Source organism: Niallia sp. M35, from assembly GCF_050971705.1.
Taxonomy (GTDB): Bacteria; Bacillota; Bacilli; order Bacillales; family Cytobacillaceae; genus Niallia; species Niallia circulans_A.
In genome coordinates this window covers 1-18,915 of record NZ_JBPCEP010000015.1, presented here as the reverse complement: position 1 = coordinate 18,915, position 18,915 = coordinate 1, and the positions used below count along the sequence as shown (strand labels likewise).

Genomic DNA, 18,915 nt, shown 5'->3' with positions numbered 1-18,915 from the left:
TGTAAATCATTATCTTCACACCAAGCTAGTGTTCTTCGGTAAATGGAAGTAATTGAAATACCTTTGTTGGACAAGAATATTTTTTTACTTGGTCTTGGATTGCTAGGTCAACTTTCACTTTGCTCTTATCAGTTCTTTTCATTCGAACCAGTCCTCTTAAACCTAGTTCTTGATATTTCTGAATCCAATAACGCAAAGTGCGAATTGAAATGTTTTCCTCAACGCTAATCTTTTCTAAATATTTTGGCTTTTGTAAATATGGATAGATAATTAAATATTTTCTGTGTGCTTCCTCTAGTTGTATTTCTGTACATTGAGTTAAAGAATTTATTTTTTGCATTGTCTTTTGTCACTCCCTTTTTTTGGATTCCTGTCCATTGTTTCATATTTTTTATTCAATGTCTATTTAGGGTAAACCTTAAACAACCACTTAAGCATTATTGTTAAGATTAGGTTTTAAGTGTATGATTAGGGTGTCTATTAAATAGATTTGTAAAAGGAGAAAATTACGAAATGAAAGTTGCTTATGCTAGAGTTTCTACTGAAGATCAAAATTTGGAACGGTAAATTGAAAACTTGAAAAGTTTTGGCGCAGAAAAAATATTTACAGAGAAGAAATCTGGTGCTGCAGTAAATAATCGAGAGCAATTCCAAAAAGCTCTTGATTTTGTTCGTGAAGGAGATTATTTCATGGTTGAAGCAATTGATCGACTAGGAAGGAACTACAATGAGATTATTGAAACGGTTACTACTTTAAAAAATAAAAATGCAGGTTTGATCGTGACGAGTATGCCTATCTTAGCTGAAGCTATTGGAAACCCCTTGTTGGACCGATTTATGAAAGATTTGATTGTTCAGATTTTGGCGATGGTTGCAGAAATGGAACGGACAGAAAGTAAACGTCGTCAAGCCCAAGGTATAAAAATTGCCAAAGAAAAAGGAGTTTACAAAGGGCGTCCGTTACTTTATTCACCTAATGCAAAGAATCCACAAAAGCGATTAGTCTATCAAGAAGTCGTAAGAATGTTGAAATCCGGAACCCCAATTAAGCAAATCGCAGAAAAAAATGCCATTACTCGATCAACTGTTTATAGGATTAAAAAGGAGCTCGCAGAATAGAAATCTACGGGTTCTTAAACTATTTAATAGTAGTAGCGTCAGGAAATGCGGATTTACAACATTAAGGAAATTCAAATATAAAAAAAGCCTAATTTCTCGGTGTTGTAAGTGAGAAATTAGGCTTTTTTTACTCATGAAAAGCGCCCGATTGCTGAATAACTTAACTTCTATACATAAACACCCCCAAATTTTTCTCCCTACAACAAACTATTTTTTTTGCCATTTATCTAATTTTGGATACATCTGTAACAAAGCAACCTATAAATGTTTACAATAATTAAAAGAAGGTGTTCAAGTTATGGATAATGAACTGAAAGCAACGTTTGGTTCTTGGGTCCAAGCGATTGGAACAACCCTTTCAGCTATCGGAGCTACACCTTCCAAAAATATTTCCGATACTCTGCTTGGAGATTTAAATCTATGGGGAAATGTATTACAAGCAACCGGAAATTCATTAGTAGCAGATAGTGAAAAAAACTTTACCCTTGAAAAGATAGGCAACGAAATTCAGGCAATAGGAAATTCAACGGTCATTGTAGGGATATTAATAAATTTTAGCGAAAAAACAAAAAAGGAATTAAACATAAAAGGAAATTTACTTCAAGCAGTTGGTGGTGGAGTATCTCTTGCTGATGCTCTAGGCCGTGAACCTACTGTAAAAGAGCTTTACAGCATATATGGAAACCTTCTACAAGCAATTGGTAATGCATTACAAGCACTTTCAGGTATCAACGAACTAAGGAACAGGGAGGGGCAAGAACTGAATGTGGTCGGAAGTTGGATCCAAGCCATCGGTTCCATCATTTCAGCTTTAGGCCAAAGTAAGTAATTTTGAATATATAGTTTACATTGTAATGGAAAAGCGTATTTAGCTTGGATAATAAAGGAGATAAAATATGGATATCGAATCTAGTTCTATCTCCTTTTTGGGTATTTATTACTTAAATAGTTACAGGAATTACTTTTGGTAAGCTAGCGGAATAACTTATATTTCGAGTTCACCTTACTTTGCCAAAGAACAAAATTTATTTTGACCATGTTTATTTTTTTAGATCTTTAAGGCAATACCTTTAACGGTCTCATCATTTCATTATCCTCGTGTTCAAGCATATGGCAATGCCATACATATCCAGGCCCAAGGCTAGGGTCGAATGGAAAGGGACTGCCATCCTGGGAAGTAAACCGAACTCTTATCGTTGTCACTTCTCCCGCATTCATTTGTATGGTATCCTTCCACCCTTTCTCATTGAGTGGAGGTGCAATAGGTTGACCTTGTAAATATGCGTCTATTGGTGGTGTCTTAGGCTTAACAAAATAAGGTGGGGTGCTAGGAGGCGTCGTTTGATTTAGTTGCATCCAGTCTTTCAAATAAGCGTCAGAATGGAATTTCTGGCGGCTAACGAGCAGGAACTGAACGAGATGAAGATGGATTGGATGGGTGTCATCGGTAAGGTTAACAACTTGCCAATCTTCTGTCGTTCCTGCCTGAGGCAGCTCAGAAACGGGATTACCCCACAGTTGGCCATCTAACGTAACTTTCAAGGGACCATTAGGACCCTCCAGTTCGAATAAAGTCAAAGTTCTCGTTTTTGTTGGCTTTAATTGAGGAATGCTGTTAAGAACAGGTGGCAATTTCTTTGGCGGTAAGACAGTTTCATTTATGACTGTAAATTGCATAATTTGACCAACAGTTTGTGGGTCTGCCGGTGTTCCATCAGGGAACGGGGCGTTAGCAGTATTCGTTAAAATAACGGTTGTACCAGGAGCTAAAGTAGAGAAATCAATAAGGATATCTGCTCGTTCTGCCGGTGAAATCAAAAGTGAGGAAAGTTCTACAGCTTGAGGTAAATAACCTCCATCGGTGCCAATCTGGATAAATTTCTGTTTATTGGAAAGCTGTAAACGATAAAAACGAGCATTTGAACCATTCAGAACACGAAAACGGTATTGTTGAGGTTTGACATTAAGGTTCGGCCACACCTTACCATTCACCATTATCGTGTTTCCAAAAACTCTGGTACCACATAAGGATGAATACTTGGGTTAGCCCCCATATGATCATAGAAAAGAGAACCATCAGTATTAAAAGATCGGTCCTGAATGTTGAGTGGAATCTCATTTTCTCTACTAGGAAGAAACGGGACAATGGGGTCATTCATATCACGGAGCAAATAGAACCCTGTAAGCCCGGCGTAATTATTCAATCGAGTCATTCCCATGGTATGGTCATGATACCAAAGAGCTGTAGGCTGTTGTACATTGGGGAATGTATAGGTATTAGTTATGAAAGCCATACCGGTCCTTCCATCTGCAGTAAACCAAGCATCAGGATAACCGTCAAAATAAGATGGATGCTCTCCTCCGTGCAAATGAGGGACAATAGGTACTGGTTGCTGTGCTAGGGGAAATCCTGGTGGAAATGATGGAAATGGTGGTAGAGGAACTGACATGGAATTTGGATTTGCCCAATCGAGTGTCGGATCAACCGGAAGAAAATGGGGACCAGTAATGTTGTTTATCCATTGAACATGTACAGGAATTCCTCGAATGGCTTCAAATGTGGAACCTGGAGCACTTTTATAGTAAACCGCTCTTCCCGTGTACGGGTCCTGTATCATACCACTGTAACCAAAAACTTTCGTGGTACCGAATCCAGGCGGTAAGATTTGCTGCTGGAATTCACTTGCTTCAATTTTATACGCATGCCCGATCACTTCACCAGATATTGGCTGTCTAAGAATAGTAGGCATATATACCGGTGGGATAACGAGTTGATTTACGAATTTAGGAATCCTTTTAGGATCTAAAGGTTGTACCATTTCATCCTCTCCTCTTCATATCACTACGGTATATGCAGGAAAGGAGCATTTCATGCGTATATTCATACTAGAATAATCTATTTACTTGAAAACGTTCCTCAACAATCTGGCCCTTTAATGGAATATCATAACTGTTGTTTTAACCACTTAATTTTAAGTTGAAGAACTTTATTTTAACTTATCAGCTATCATTTTAAGATAACTTTTTTATTACTTATAATGCAAAATAGCGATTAAAATTGGTGCAAAATAACGTCTAAAGTGACAATCATAGTTAAGAGCGTCTCATAAGACTTGTCTCAAAAACGAGGTGATATTTTGCGGAAAATCGGTTATATACGTGTTAGTTCGACCAGCCAAAATCCTTCAAGGCAATTTGAGCAGCTAAATGAAATTGGAATGGATATTATATACGAAGAAAAAGTTTCTGGAGCAACAAAGGATCGCGAGCAACTTCAAAAAATGTTAGAGGATCTACAGGAAGATGACATCATTTATGTTACAGACTTAACTCGAATTACTCGTAGCACACAAGACCTATTTGAATTAATCGATAACATACGGAAAAAAAAAGCAAGCTTAAAATCACTAAAAGATACATGGCTAGATTTATCAGATGATAATCCATACAGCCAATTCTTAATTACAGTAATGGCTGGTGTTAACCAATTAGAGCGAGATCTTATTCGTATGCGACAACGTGAAGGGATTGAGTTGGCTAAGAAAGAAGGAAAGTTTAAAGGTCGGTTAAAGAAATATCATAAAAATCACGCAGGAATGAATTATGCAGTTAAGCTATATAAAGAAGGAAATATGACTGTAAATCAAATTTGCGAAATTACAAATGTGTCTAGAGCTTCATTATATAGAAAGCTATCAGAAGAGAACAAATAGTCCTTCCTTACCCCATATTCCAGAAAAGGCCATATAGTTGAATAAATAACTTTTTGTCACGTGATTTTTGATTCCATCACGAGTGATTTCTTAAAAGTTAACAACTATTTTTTGAATGAGCTGCATTTTTCAACGAAAGGATGAGCTTCTAACCGTTAAAAGTAAACATATTCAGCTTGTGGTGCATATACTGGATTGGTCCTTTATATAGGGTAGTAAATAAGATATCTAATCCTTTATTCTTCAGAACATAAACTTTAAATTTAGGGGGAGATTAGTATTGCAAACTGCACAGCAAACAATGGTTAGTATTCCATTCCCATCAGTATGGGGTATCCATGCTGCTATAGCTGGTAAACCAATCGTTTGGGGCGTACTCAACATTAACTCTATTACAGATAACAGGGTAATTGGTACGGTTAATTTTCGTGGTACACCTATTCCTATTAGTGGATATTGGGATGAGAATACTAAACAGATAAGATTTGATTCACCTTATGCTATGTTCTCCGGTACATTAACTATCATTGATGATGCTACAATTAGAATTCGACATTTTATTTTAAATGGACGATTTATTATGAAACCTCCTTCTTTACAAGCAGGCGAATACGGAACATGGATTGCTACAACCGATAGAGCTCTTACCGGATATCCCGTAATTAGTGGTACCTTGCCCCCTGTTGGAGTCTTTTTAACATCAAATATACTTAGTCAGCTACAGCAGAATTATGTAAGATTTTAGGTTTAAATGGAATAAATGTAAAACGGACCTCCATTTTTGTTTTTCGATCCATTTCCAACGTTTAAATTCCTGTGACAAAATAAACTAATTACAAAATTATTTTGGGTGTCTCATAAGAAAAGGTATCTAAACAATTCCTTCGTATTCCAAACGTATACTCGCTACATAGTTTGGACATGTTAAGAGAAACAGAAGGAGGGATTCCAGTTGGAGTGGATTTTTTATCTATACCTGTTAAATATGTTCTTTATCTTATTCATAGCAATTTGGGAAGTACGTAGGCCTGCCAAGGCATTGAATTGGATAATAATCGTCCTTCTTTTGCCAGTCATTGGTTTCTTGCTTTATCTTAGCGTATCAAACCCTAAGTTTATTCATCGAAAAAGATTGAACTCTTCTAAAAATGAATCTAACAAATTACCTGAGACATTCGGTGATTCAGCATCGGTAATTGCCGATGCTTTACGGCATTTCACTGTGAATGGGCTTCGAATGGGCCAAGTCCAAGTGTTTAACAATGGAATAGCAAAATATGAACAACTCCTTGAATCCCTAAAAAAAGCCCAAAAAACAATTGATCTGGAATATTTCATATATCGGAATGACCAAATTGGTAATCGCATCACAGAACTGCTAATCGAAAAAGCAGTAAATGGAGTGCAGGTTCGTTTTATGAGAGATGGCTTGGGGAGTTATAAATTCCCGCGTGAAAAAATCACGCAGATGGTGGAAGCAGGGATAGAATGCAGGACAATATTTCCTTTACGATTTCCCTGGATTTTGTCCAATTGGAATTATCGGGATCATTGTAAGATGGCCATAATCGACGGAAAGATAGCTTTTAATGGTGGCATGAACGTAGGATATGAATATACAGGATTGAAGCCTGACGTTGGCTTCTGGCGGGATACTCATTTGCAAGTCATAGGAGAAGCATAAGTCGATTTGCTGACTGTCTTTGATGTTCATTGGGAAATCGCTGTGCCGGAACGGATAAAATCAAAAACAAATTTGAAAACAAAATCAAAGGTAACGAAAATCAACTCAATCGGCAGAGCAGATCATTCCAAATGGTCAGCCGAATTGGGATCAGAGTTGAGCACCCTTGATGATAAAGAAATGGACATATCCGCAAAAACTAGGACATTGCATAAAGCGTATATCCATACGTTGGAAGGAAACCCTGGAATTCCTACCCCAGTCATTCGGCAAGCTTACTTTATATGTATAACACAGGCGACCAAGACTATTGATTTAACAACACCCTATTTTGTACCAGAAACGGATATTATCATGGCATTAAAGACAGCAGTAGCTCGTGGTGTGCACGTAAGATTGCTGGTTCCTCGCCACATTGATCAAAAAAGCGTGGGCTATGCAAGTCGTACCTATTACGGGGAACTTATAGAAGCTGGGGTCCAAATCTACCAGTACAATAAAGGAATGTTACATGCGAAACTGATGATCATTGATGAGGAAATTGCAGAAGTAGGCGCAGCAAACTATGATATGAGAAGTTTTCGCCTGAATTATGAGGTGTGTCAAGTCGTGTACAGTGCTGATGTGGCAAGAGAACTCACAGAGCAGTTCGAGGGGGATCTTACTGATTCTGTACCATTAAGAATTGAAGACTTGTTGCAACGATCCCTGACCGAGCGCATTGTTGAACAAGGTGCTCGTCTGCTTTCTCCATTATTATAAGTTGATGTATCCTGTTTTTATTGTTCTATCTTAAATCTAGATTTAACTTTGTTTTTAATATATTTCTGACTTATTTGAAAAAAAGTCGAAAACCCGTGTATTATAAGAACTTCCAACATGGGTTTTTTCTTATTTACGATGGAAATTCATTACTAAAAAACGGTAATACTAAAAAGGCAGCTCAAAGAGTTTGAATTCAAAAATATCTGTTACCTTTTCATTTAAATATAGAGGTGATATCAATAGATAATATATTTGAAAATCTTAAGGAAATACGTTTATTAGAAGATAAGCTCTATCATTTAGAATTAAATGGTTGGCTAAAAAATGAGTTTTTAACTTGGGAATGGTGGATACTAGTCGTTTTTTTAGTTGTGCCTTGGGTTATATGGGCTAAACTTGTTAAACGAGACATTATTTTAGAAATTTTGTTATTTGGTACCATAATTATCATAACAACAACCTTATTAGATGTAGTTGGCTTACAATATAGGTTTTGGGATTATCCAATTGCATTCTACCTATTATTCCTAGGGCCTTTCCCTTTGATTTTTCAATGATACCTGTAGCTTACATGTTGTTATATCAATATTTTAGAACATGGAAAATTTTTATAATCGCACAAATCACTATGGTACTCACATACGCCTTTATTGGTGAACCTTTTTCCGAGTGGGTCGAACTTGTGTATTATTATGAGTGGAGATACAGTTATTCATTCATATATTACATCATGGTTGGAATTGTAACTCGAGCTTTAATACTAAAACTAGCCTCTTTATCTAAACCTCAAGATCTTACAACTAAGTAAAATTTAAATTGGAGGAAAAAACGTTGGAAGAAGTCAATATTGGTTTACTGACGATCAAAGTCATCGTTGGTTTTGCCACTTTATTTTTTATCATTATCATAACAGGCAGAACATCCATCTATCAGTTAACCCCGTTTCACTTAGTTTTTGTGTTAGTACTTGGAGATCTTTTAGGAAATACCATTTATGAAGATAAGGTAGGGATTTTTCATTTTTTATATGCCATCGGATTGTGGACGTTTCTTATGTTTGGAATAGAGTTTATGACTCTAAAAAATAAATCGACACGTTCTCTCTTATTAGGCAATCCTAACATCATCATTCGAGATGGTGTTATGGACAGGAAGTTACTTACAAAGAACAAATTGGATGTAAATCAAGTATTGAGTATACTCCGTCAAAATAATGTCTTTTCAGTTCGCGAAGTCAAATACGGTATATTGGAAGCTAATGGGCAAATAAGTTTATTATTAAAATCCAAGTATCAAAAACCAGACAAGCAAGATCTCAATCTTCCAGAAAGTCCAGTAGACCTCCCAACATCGTTAATTATAGATGGGGAAATTTTATGGGATAATTTACATGAACTCGGATTTGATCAACAGTGGTTAGATAACCAATTAACTACCAATGGATATGATAATGTAAAGCGTATACTTTACGCAGATTGGCGAGAGAGTGAAGGCATACATGTAAGTCCTAAATAAAATTTGTTAGGATAAGAGCACATCAATTTTCTTGGTGAATATAAACTTTAGTCTTCAACAATCAGGCGCTTTAATGAAGTAACTAAAGCCTAATTTTTCACTTATAACACCGAGAAATTAGACTTTTTATATTTTGATTTCCTTAACGTTGTAAATCCGCATTTTCCTGACGCTACCCCTAATAGAACCCTGAAAAGAATAACGAAAGATATAGAAATCGGACAAGTATTTAAAATAGAAAAGGTTAATGGGGATTGGGTCGCATTCACGAAAGACAAAAAAGATGGTCAGAGAAAATGAATTATGGTTTAATAAATTACTAATAGGAGTAGTATTTATGAATGACGTTTGGGACGTATCAATGCTAAAAGGTGTAGCGGATGTGTGAGGTTACCAAATAAACGCAACAAGCGCTACAGAAGCTGTCTTGGTCGCTGAACAATCCTTTTTAGGTAAGGTCATAAGGGAGGCTTTAGCGGAGTACGCTTAAGACTAGATGAAGACAATGAATATAAACTCGTTATAAATGTGATGGTACAATAGACAACAAGGCGGACTGAATAAGGTCTGTTTTTTTTGTTTATCAAAGGGTTGTACGAATATACAACCCTTTTTTTTATATTGTCACCTGTAAATCACAATGAATTAATGATACTTGAATTTTTCCAAGCATGTCCCGCATTGTTTTCTCTTCTTGATTTCTTCTGCAGATAAATAGATGTTGTTTGAATCGATTTGTGCCCCAATGCAATTTTAATTTGATCCAAACTCGCCCCTTGATCAGAACTAATTTGTGCAAAAGCATGTCTTAGTGTATGTGGTGTAATTGGATTTTTCCTTGTTTTGATGAAAGGTAAATCCGCTTCATTAATTTTTTTTGTTAAATAATTAGATAAATACTTATAATTGTATGGTTTCCCTTTGTTCGTCATAAAAATATACGAATTATCACTACCATCTAATATAAAATCTAACCGTCTTGTTCGTCGAAATTTCCGTATTTCTTCTATTATATATGGATGTAAGAGTACCTCTCTTTCATGTCTCCCTTTTCCTAATACATATAACCAGTAATCTCCATCCACATAAGAAATATCCGATATTTTACTATGACATAATTCGTTTATTCTAAGCCCTGTTGTAATTAAGGTTGCTAGTAAACCATGAACAATGGGATGGTCTTTATAATAGTCCAATATCTGCACTACCTCATTTTTTCCTAAATCCCTATCTGGCCGATCAATATCCCGCACATTACTACTCAACATTTTTTCATGCAGCGGAACTTCTATATACTTTGTTTTATACAAAAAAGAAAGAAATCCTTTAAGAACTACCATTTTACGACTCAGTGTAGAAACTGCGTATGGCTTCTTCCCCTTCCCTAACGGAGCTGCAGCTAACCACTCTTGAAATTTTCTAATATGTACATGATTGAGTAGTTTAAATACCTGATAGGGATTTTGCTGTGCATTTAAATCTAATCCAATGGAAAAAGCATTTTCTATTATCTGTTTATACATGATAAGTAAATCTCTGCTGTACTCTTTGATGGTGTTCTCCATTTTATTCTTTCGTATATCCATATCTTTCTTTTGGTGTAAAAATAAATACATCATTTCCAAGTCATTTATTTCCTTATTGTTAGATACGTCCTCCATAATGATTAACTCGTCAGGTAAATTTTGAAATAGCGATGGATCTGTTAAAGTTTTTGAAAACGATGCGATGGACGACTGACTTCCAGTAAATTCTAACGAATTTTTGTTCGAATGGAATGAAATTTCCTTTTCTAGCATTTTTTCACCTCTTTTAGCATTTTTTGAAAACAAAGTGATTATATGGTTATATGTGACTCGTTATTAATTTAATTTAGGTATATTTAATATCTACTTCTATATTAGTAGAAAAATACTTTATTTGTCTACTATATATACATATAAATAAAATTAATATTTAAAATACATTTTAATATAAAATAGTAGGTATTATATTTTTTTATATAAAATAGATATTAAACCTTTGTTTAATATTAAGATACATATTATAATCTTATTAATGATAAAAGGAAGAGGTGGATTTTTTGATTAGCGAAAGTTTATACCGAGCATTAGATGAAAGTACTTTTTTTGTAAGTAAATATGAAGTGCAAGTGAAAACTTATTTCTTACAAAAATCCAAATATGGTCTTAGAGTGCAAGTTAGTAGATTTGTAGATAAAAGAGGAAGTTTGAGTCGAGAAAAAGATACAGTGGAGATTAAATTATTGATAGGGGGAGGAGGGGTAGTTATTGATAAAACTTTTAAAAGTATTACATTAGAAAAACCAACAAGAAAAAAGGTAGAAGAATGTATAACAGATTTTTTAGAGAATGCTAGTGAGTATTGTAAACAAAGCAAGAATTAATACATAAATTAGAATTATTCCCCAATTGAATATTGACTATAGTAAATGGTAACATATAAATAGATTATAATATTGAGTTAATATTAAATGATATGTATACACTATTTTAATAATGATTAGTTGGGGAGAATAAAATGGGCCAAGAAGATAAGAAAAAGCAAATTACTACAAAACAGGCTGCAGAATTATTAGGTGTTGCTGAGAATACAGTTTTATCATATTCCAGACAAGGCATATTAACTGCAGTGAATGAAAAAAGTTGGCAAATTGACAATACGAAGTACTTTTATATAGATGATGTAGAAGAGGTAAAAGACAAATTAAAAAAGCCAGGACTTAGCACTGGTGAAGTTGCTGCACAATTAGGTGTATCTACTGTAACGGTATTTAACTATATAAAGGATGGTAAACTTACTGCAGAGAAAGAAGTTTATAGAGGTAGGGAATTATATTTTATTAAACAAACGGAGCTTGAACGTTTTCAAAAAAATTATAAAAATATGAGAAGTAGAAATAATAAAGAGTTTTATTCCAAACCAAATAAACATGGTTGGTTTCAATTGTTTATTCATGAAAGAAGTGAAGAACATGGAAGATTGATGGTTGGGGAAGATGAAGATTACTTTTTATTAACTGCTAGTGGAAATAAGATTCCATATACGAAAATTGAGCAATATGGTTTTAAACCGGTTTATTTAATTGAAAGAGGTTCTATAATTTCCAAAAGGAAATTTGCTAAGTTTGTGTTCCCTTATGAATATAAGGTTAAAACTAATATATACTCTTTCATAGATAAATGTTATGAATATATCACTCCAACAAATATGAAGATGAACATAAATAAACAAACAATCGAGTTAGAAATTAAACCATATTGTTTTCCGTACGATACTTTAGATGAAGAAACGATTAAAACTATTAAGAAGTATATGGTGGAAGGTTCTATAATCTCAACGGTTAAAGGAATTTATATAGATTCTGAATATGAGTTGCTATCTATAGAAATACCTACCCAGGTTAAGGATTCTTTGAAACAGATTGCTTCTGAGGGGAATTTTACTTTAGAAGAGTTGGTTTCTGAAATTCTTTTAGAGTATGTTAACGAAAAACACTAAACTTTTTTATCTGAATAAACTCGTTTTATAGGAAAAAGTAATTTAGACTTTCTGCTAAAATGCAAAAGGATAAGGTGGGTATTAAGCATAGAGCGGAGAGGTTAATTAATAAAATTATTGAAATCTAACATTGAAATTAGAAATTGTCGTATCTTTCGCTATTAATACACTTAAAAAACGAAGGTTTAGAGAAGGAGATTGCATGATAAACACGGTAAGAAATGTTGTAGATGAATATATATTAAAAAGAGATAATATTGGTCCTATTGATCCAGAGAGGGAAGAAATTATTAATCAATATTTTCGAAATAGGAAAGGAGAAGAAATCGCAGAGCATTTAATAAATGCTACTGTTAGTGAAACTGGCGGTTTGACAGCTTTATCGGGATTTTATTATCAATTTTTAGTTACAATTGAATATATTGTAGAGATGTTAGAGGATAAATGGGATTTTGTTATTATGGAATACCATGATGATATTGTAGTAGGTAAAGGCAATAAAGTTCGCTTTGTACAAGTAAAAACTAGTCAGAAAATCAAACTGGAAGTCACGGAGTCTCCTGCTTCAAGTTTATATAGAAGGAGCAATAAAGAAATAAACAAGAAACAATTTCTTCAAGCTAATTCCTGGGTAGATAAATTGTTATTAAATGCAACTCTAACTAAAAAATCTGAAGAATACGAAACAGAATTTCAATTATATTCAAGTTATCATTTTATTCGTACCAAAAATTATAATTTTGATCATTATACAGATAATAAGTTATTTAATAAAGAGGTTTCTTCAGATGATGGTTTGCTCAAAGTATTATCGGAGAAAGTGTTTGACGATAAAGGAACAGAGTTTACTTATTTAAGTTTATGTGGAGAAAGTATAGAGTCACTACTAAAACGTTTTTATTTACATACGGGATCATCTTTGCAAGAAATAGATAAGTTTCAAGATTATTTATGTATGAAACTTAATAGAATTATTTTTAGTGGGTATGGGGAAAATGTATCTATTGCCGTTTCAGATTTAAATTTTATTATAGGGTATTTATTTGAAGAATGTACTGATAAAACTAATATAGAACGATTAATTATTACAAAGGAAAAGATCGTTAATTTATTAGATATCGTTAGAAAGAAAGCACTGTCCCAAGCCAGTTTAATAGTAAACCAGCATGAAGGCATTACTATTATTAATAGAGTTATAGATGAATTATTAAATAGCGTTAAAGACTTTAGAAATTCAGAAATCGTTAATAGTTTAATTTATGAATATAAGAAGTATTTAGAGTGTTGGATATTAAATGAGGGTGGAGATATAAAAAAATTATTTGAACGTCTATTTGATGGCACTAATAAAACCTCAATTTATTCAAGATTAAGCACTAATATGAAAGAAAATAGTTTATTGGAGTTATTTACTCTAATAATAATGCTCACAGTGAGTAAAAATAAAAAGACAAGATTCGATGGAAACGAATCATTGGTAGCGAAAAAATTTGAAGATATAGATGAAATTTTTGCATTTTTAAGATTAGAAGTTGCAAAAAAGAAACCCGAAGTTATTGAAAGATTAAACGGTATTATAAAAAATGCAAGTTTAAAAGAGCAGCTTTATCTAATGGGAATAGATTTAAATATCATTATACAAAATTATAATGATAGAAAGTTTGACAAAATTGAACCTCTCAAGATATACGTTAAGGAATCAATAGATATTGAAGAGTTGGAAGATAACCAAAAACTAAATGAGGTTCCAATCATAGCTAAATTATTACCCGGAAATATTATGAAAGCTGATTTTTATGATGCTTTGGAAGAAGATGATATAGAAAAGTATTTAGTGGAAAGGTTAGAAGAGTTAGAGGAGGGTGTTCTTTGAATAATTTTAATTTAGTACATAATAGACTAATTCAAAAGAATTTTAAAGCATTAGAAAATGAAGAAGTGGAGAAGCTAGGCTTTTCCCTATATGGAAATGAAACAATTAGAGTTTTTCTTAAGCGATTACACATGGAATTAGAACATGAAAATATAAATATCTATTCCAATCAAATAAGAATACTGCTATTAGAGCAAAGTGAAAATATTTATAATAGTTATTTTATCCTTTGTACAGATGAAGAAATAAACTATGAACAGTTTTTCATGATAGAACGTAATAATATAGCGTTAAGAAAGTATGTTGTTAGGGATGAAAATGATTTAAATCGAATTCCATTTTTGGATAATACAGTCGATAAAAAAGGAGGTAATTCAGAAAATTTAAGGGAAACTGAATATAATGAGGAAGTGAAAGTGTTATTTTCTCTTTTAAAACAATATGATAGTGAAAATATTAAATTGAAAGATTATCAAGTTGGGGAAATAGTAAATACTTTAATGCAAGGGATGGAAATTGATTATGAACATTCAAAAGTTGATAATAAAGAATTTTAAAAACTATATGGGAGAGGTCGTATTTGATTTATCCAAGGAAGTTATACTTCTATACGGTGCCAATGGATTTGGTAAAAGTTCTTTCTTTGATGCTATTGAATGGTGTTTAACAGGAAAAATAAATAGATTTGATGGTTCAGAAAATGAGCTGAAATACGATATTGTTAATAAAAGAATTCATATTGAAGAGAGCTTTGAAGTAGCAGTTACTTTAGAATTCGATGGGAATACTTTAATTAGATACTTTAATGTAACAAATGGTAACGTTGGAAATTTGCAAGTGAGAATTATATCAAAAGATGACAATGTTCATATTGGTCAAGAACAAATAGAAAATTTCTTAAAAATGCACACTGCGAATTCTATTACATATGAACGAGGGGGTTTTAGTCAATTATTAAAGCAAGCTTATATTCTATCTCAAGATCAAGTGACAGATTTTATTACAAGTGAAGATTCGAAAGAACGGTATAAAGCTTTAGCTAATATAATGGGTTTAAAATCAATGCTTCTCGAATTTGATAATTTTAAAAGAGTATTAAAAGGTTTAGAAAAAAATAAAGATAATTTATCTGACCAAATTAGTGAGTTAGATAAGGCTATAATAAACAAGAAAGAAACAATGCACTATTTTGAAAGAGAGAAATTAGACGAATTATCGAGTACGTATGGAATTTTATTATCGGATGGCAATACAAAAATCAATGTGGAAAATGAAATAGCTAAAAGACTAAATACTAAAAACCATTTAGAGAAATACATAGAATTTTACAGTAAAATAGAAGATGGGCAAAGAAATAGTAGCCTTAATGAATTGAAGAATCTTTTGAATGATTATGAATCTAGAGAAGAACTTCTTTTAGGTAAAAAGAAAAAAGCAGAACTTCTATTAGAACGTTTAAGCGATAAAATACTGAGTTTGTCAAATTTAGAAGAGAATTTAGAAAAAGTTAACGGATTAAAAGGTGAACTTAATGGTCTACAGATTTTATTGAAAGAGTTAAATGTTGAAGAAAGTAATATCGATGAATTAAATGAAAAGCTTGAATTACTAAGAAGTGAGCAATTAAAGATAGAATACAATTTAGCAGCTGTAAAATTTAAAAGTATAAATATTCCTCTGATTGAAAATGCAAAAAAATCTATTGATTTTATAATGGAAAAATTAGAACGATTAAGTAGTCGATTTCAAAAAAATAATAGTGTATCGGAGAAAATAGAGAGAATTATTGAGGAGAATAAAGATCAAGTTCTAGCTAAATTAATATCAGGCATTAGAGATGTTCAAGTATACACGAATAAATATGATTTAAATTATTGTCCTGTTTGTTCTTCACAAACAAATAATTTAAATAGTGATATAGCTCAAAATTTAAATGATTATTTGAATCAACTTAATGATGAAAGTAGTTATTATGAGAAATCTATAAGCTTATCAAAACATCTTGAAAATAGAAAGAAGAAATTAAAAGAAGAAATTAGAAGGCTAAAAAGAAATCAAGAGGAAAATGAAACTAAAATAAAAAACTTTGATAATGAAATAGCTAATTATAAATCATCAGATTTATTTGATGAAATGTTATTTTCAGAAAAACAATCTATTCTAGAAGAGCATTTAGCAAAAAATTCACTAGAAATAAATCAAAGAAAAGAAGCAATTGAAGTAATTTTAAAAATAGAAAAAGTATCAAGTGATATATCAGGTTATGAAAAAACCTCTAAAGTTACTAATAAAATAAAGTCTGCTAAAGACCTGAAAAAAAGTGTTGATAAGAATACTGCGAGAAAATATTTTGTGAATGCGAAATATAAAAATAATATTTCTTTACTTAAAGAAATAAAGAATAATATTTCAAGCGTAAATTTAATTATTCTCAATCTACAAAGTTTATTGAATGAGAATCAATATAATCAAAGGTTTATAGAAATATTTGATTTTGCTTTAGAATCAATACAAAAAATTGACATTGAGATTGATGAAATAAATTTTATTAAAGATTTGTTAGTGAAACAGGAAATTAATAATAATGTTCTAAAACAAATCTCTAATATCCAAAAAAATAAAAATGATTTAAACTCTAAAATGGGCAAATTGAATTCTTATATAGGTTTATTAGAAAAATATAAGCAAGAAAAACGAAGTTTGATAGGAGATGGGATTTCGGATTTTCTTAATCGAGGCAATTCTACCGTGCAAAGATATTTTAGATATTTAGATCCGATTCCAAGTGATTGTGATTTAGTATTTGAAGGAAGCGAAGAGCAAATAAATATAAAAGTAGCGTATAATAAAGAATTACGTGATAAGCCTGGTGGAAAAAGTAATGCTAAAAATATTTTAAGTTCAGGGCAATTAAATGTATTAGCCATATCTATATTTTTAGCAATTAATAAAGAACAACAAATACATTCACTAAATTTTGTAGGTATAGATGATCCAATCCAAAATATGGATGATATTAATCAATACACTATGTGTGACGTTTTAAATAATATAGAAAAGCAACTCATAGTTTCTACACATGATTTTAATTTCTTAAAATTATTTATAAAGAAAAATGAGCATAGAAAAAATGATATAATTATCTATAATTTAAAAAGTCCTTACATTAGTTCTGACAAATTAGAAATGATTAAATTTGATTCTCATAGATCAATTTGAACAAACTTTTTGTTTATTGCAAAATAAAAGTGCAGAGCTTTGCATAGGTAAAATGCAGGGTCCTGCACTTTATTTTATAAGTGCATAAAAAAAGACTTGCCCGTCACCCCAAGTCCCTCTACTGTAATGGTGTCGAATCATTTACAAGTGGAGGAATATGAAAGGATGCTAGCAATGTCTGGTACTCATTGTATCAAAAACTTGAGAAACAACAAGGGTTTATCTATATCTAAGATCTAAAAAACACTTGGTATTAACTGGAGAACAGCTAAGAAGTATGGGGATAATGAACAATTGCCTCAATCTAAAATAAAGCAGAAGAAAGGAATGATGACTGAAGGTAACTGGGTCGAGATGGTTTCCGATTGCCTCTTTGAGGACAGTAAGTTAAAGAAAAAGTCACGTCATACGAAGAAAGCAATTTTTGAAGAACTTCAAAGTCATAGATTTCAAGGTTCTTACAGAACTGTTTGCTATTTTGTATCTGATTGGGAAAATAGCCATAATGATCACCAAGATAAAGGCCATGATCGTTTAGAACACCCTCCTAGTGAAGCACAGGTAGATTTCGGAATAATGGAAGCAGTAAAAGACGGAGAATTCGTTGATATACATGCCCTTGTGATGTCTTACCCATGCAGCAATGCAGCTTTCGTTGTACCATTACCATCAGAAAACCAAGAGTGTTTTCTTCAAGGGCTTAAATTGCTGTTTCACCAAGCAAAAGGCGTTCCTAAGAATATAAGAATTGATAATTTAACGCCTGCCGTAAAGAAGATAAGGTCAAAGTTTGAAGCTACAAAGGAACAACTAGATAAGATAATAAAAGAGTTCTGTGTAAACTCCCACCAATATAAGAAATTAAGTGGTAAATAATCAGTAATTATTGCTTTTTTCAAAATAATCAACTAGAATTTATATATACATTTTTTTGTAATTTTTATTTTTAGCTATCTTTATGATAAGCATATTCTAATAGACACGAAGCCTTTGGGCCTTTGATTTTTACTTAACAATATTTTTGTTAGGTTAATAAAAGGACCAAAGGCTTTTTTGTGTTTATCACAGAAAGGAGCGGCATGTAATTAATGAAGGGGAAATATTTAGGAAAAGCAGATAGTGCTAACTTAGTTCCTGGAATGAGTTATTACTTATTTGAAAATGGTAAGGATTATTTTTATGTTTCTCGTTTTAACAATAAGAAGGCTCATTTTGGTTGCTACGAAAAAACACCTTTTGAAATTAATGAGGAAACAAGGGAGAAAAGTGAGGTTACATTTAAAGTAAGCAGTTCAGGACAGATTTCATTTTTCTAAAAGAGATCAGTTGGCATTTATCATTGGTTTTTAAATAAAAAGGGAGGCAAAAGAATGGAAACTTTAATAAATACTGTAGAACAGGTGAACTTTAAAGTTGAAACTTCATGTTTTAAAACTTATGAATTTTCCACGCATAATGGATTATATGTTGAAGAGGCACAATCGGAGTTTAGTTCATTTCGTTTA

At 32.3% G+C, this 18,915-nt stretch carries 16 protein-coding genes and 1 pseudogene; 13 read left to right on the top strand and 4 right to left on the bottom strand.

The window, feature by feature from the left end; genetic code table 11:
• Window positions 1-25 precede the first annotated feature (25 nt).
• Window positions 26-340, bottom strand: a complete 315-nt coding sequence (locus NiCM35_RS19945) for a helix-turn-helix domain-containing protein (protein WP_031538327.1) — start codon at window positions 338-340, stop codon at window positions 26-28.
• 227 nt (window positions 341-567) lie between these two features.
• Here NiCM35_RS19945 and NiCM35_RS19940 point away from each other — a divergent pair, with 227 nt between their 5' ends.
• Together NiCM35_RS19940 and NiCM35_RS19935 are read left to right on the top strand one after the other, a co-directional pair.
• Window positions 568-1,119, top strand: coding sequence for a recombinase family protein (locus tag NiCM35_RS19940; protein WP_433780706.1), 552 nt, complete (start codon window positions 568-570; stop codon window positions 1,117-1,119).
• A gap of 298 nt (window positions 1,120-1,417) precedes the next feature.
• Window positions 1,418-1,948, top strand: a complete 531-nt coding sequence (locus NiCM35_RS19935; protein ID WP_031538325.1) for a DUF6944 family repetitive protein — start codon at window positions 1,418-1,420, stop codon at window positions 1,946-1,948.
• Window positions 1,949-2,175: 227 nt separating this feature from the next.
• Here NiCM35_RS19935 and NiCM35_RS19930 read toward each other — a convergent pair whose 3' ends face one another.
• Entirely contained in the window at window positions 2,176-3,114 is a 939-nt protein-coding gene (locus NiCM35_RS19930) for a multicopper oxidase family protein (RefSeq protein WP_051640978.1), read from the bottom strand.
• Window positions 3,114-3,938 carry a cupredoxin domain-containing protein gene (locus NiCM35_RS19925; RefSeq protein WP_201781405.1) on the bottom strand — a complete coding sequence of 275 codons (825 nt, stop codon included), beginning with the start codon at window positions 3,936-3,938 and terminating at the stop codon, window positions 3,114-3,116. The genes NiCM35_RS19930 and NiCM35_RS19925 overlap by 1 nt, the downstream gene beginning before the upstream one ends.
• Window positions 3,939-4,256: 318 nt before the next feature.
• Between NiCM35_RS19925 and NiCM35_RS19920 the strand changes: the two genes are divergently transcribed.
• From NiCM35_RS19920 to NiCM35_RS19905, 4 genes and pseudogenes are all read left to right on the top strand, one after another.
• The gene (locus NiCM35_RS19920; RefSeq protein WP_026677826.1) at window positions 4,257-4,832 is read left to right on the top strand and encodes a recombinase family protein; all 576 of its coding nucleotides are present in this window, start codon (window positions 4,257-4,259) and stop codon (window positions 4,830-4,832) included.
• A 280-nt stretch (window positions 4,833-5,112) separates the two neighbouring features.
• The gene (locus NiCM35_RS19915; RefSeq protein WP_109768765.1) at window positions 5,113-5,577 is read left to right on the top strand and encodes a hypothetical protein; all 465 of its coding nucleotides are present in this window, start codon (window positions 5,113-5,115) and stop codon (window positions 5,575-5,577) included.
• A gap of 207 nt (window positions 5,578-5,784) precedes the next feature.
• A pseudogene (locus tag NiCM35_RS19910) lies at window positions 5,785-7,278 on the top strand (phospholipase D-like domain-containing protein).
• Window positions 7,279-8,112: 834 nt separating this feature from the next.
• Complete coding sequence (locus NiCM35_RS19905; protein ID WP_047945101.1) at window positions 8,113-8,796, top strand: DUF421 domain-containing protein; 684 nt, start codon at window positions 8,113-8,115, stop codon at window positions 8,794-8,796.
• 635 nt (window positions 8,797-9,431) lie between these two features.
• Here NiCM35_RS19905 and NiCM35_RS19900 read toward each other — a convergent pair.
• Entirely contained in the window at window positions 9,432-10,595 is a 1,164-nt protein-coding gene (locus NiCM35_RS19900; RefSeq protein ID WP_047944793.1) for a tyrosine-type recombinase/integrase, read from the bottom strand.
• Between the two features lie 284 nt (window positions 10,596-10,879).
• Here NiCM35_RS19900 and NiCM35_RS19895 point away from each other — a divergent pair, with 284 nt between their 5' ends.
• The 7 genes from NiCM35_RS19895 to NiCM35_RS19865 all read left to right on the top strand — a co-directional run bounded on the left by NiCM35_RS19895 (window position 10,880) and on the right by NiCM35_RS19865 (window position 18,726).
• On the top strand, window positions 10,880-11,203 hold the full coding sequence (locus tag NiCM35_RS19895) for a hypothetical protein (protein ID WP_144545643.1): 324 nt from the start codon (window positions 10,880-10,882) through the stop codon (window positions 11,201-11,203).
• 134 nt (window positions 11,204-11,337) lie between these two features.
• Window positions 11,338-12,318: a helix-turn-helix domain-containing protein gene (locus NiCM35_RS19890; RefSeq protein WP_152112334.1), complete on the top strand. Its 981-nt coding sequence runs from the start codon at window positions 11,338-11,340 to the stop codon at window positions 12,316-12,318.
• A 202-nt stretch (window positions 12,319-12,520) separates the two neighbouring features.
• Window positions 12,521-14,191, top strand: a complete 1,671-nt coding sequence (locus tag NiCM35_RS19885) for a dsDNA nuclease domain-containing protein (protein ID WP_152112335.1) — start codon at window positions 12,521-12,523, stop codon at window positions 14,189-14,191.
• Window positions 14,188-14,748 (top strand): ABC-three component system middle component 1, encoded by a 561-nt coding sequence (locus NiCM35_RS19880; RefSeq protein WP_152112336.1) that lies wholly within the window; start codon window positions 14,188-14,190, stop codon window positions 14,746-14,748. The genes NiCM35_RS19885 and NiCM35_RS19880 overlap by 4 nt, the downstream gene beginning before the upstream one ends.
• Window positions 14,714-17,410, top strand: coding sequence for an AAA family ATPase (locus NiCM35_RS19875; protein WP_152112337.1), 2,697 nt, complete (start codon window positions 14,714-14,716; stop codon window positions 17,408-17,410). The genes NiCM35_RS19880 and NiCM35_RS19875 overlap by 35 nt, the downstream gene beginning before the upstream one ends.
• 294 nt (window positions 17,411-17,704) lie before the next feature.
• Entirely contained in the window at window positions 17,705-18,286 is a 582-nt protein-coding gene (locus tag NiCM35_RS19870) for a hypothetical protein (protein ID WP_226793373.1), read from the top strand.
• A 212-nt stretch (window positions 18,287-18,498) separates the two neighbouring features.
• Complete coding sequence (locus NiCM35_RS19865) at window positions 18,499-18,726, top strand: hypothetical protein (protein ID WP_047944800.1); 228 nt, start codon at window positions 18,499-18,501, stop codon at window positions 18,724-18,726.
• Window positions 18,727-18,915 lie beyond the last annotated feature (189 nt).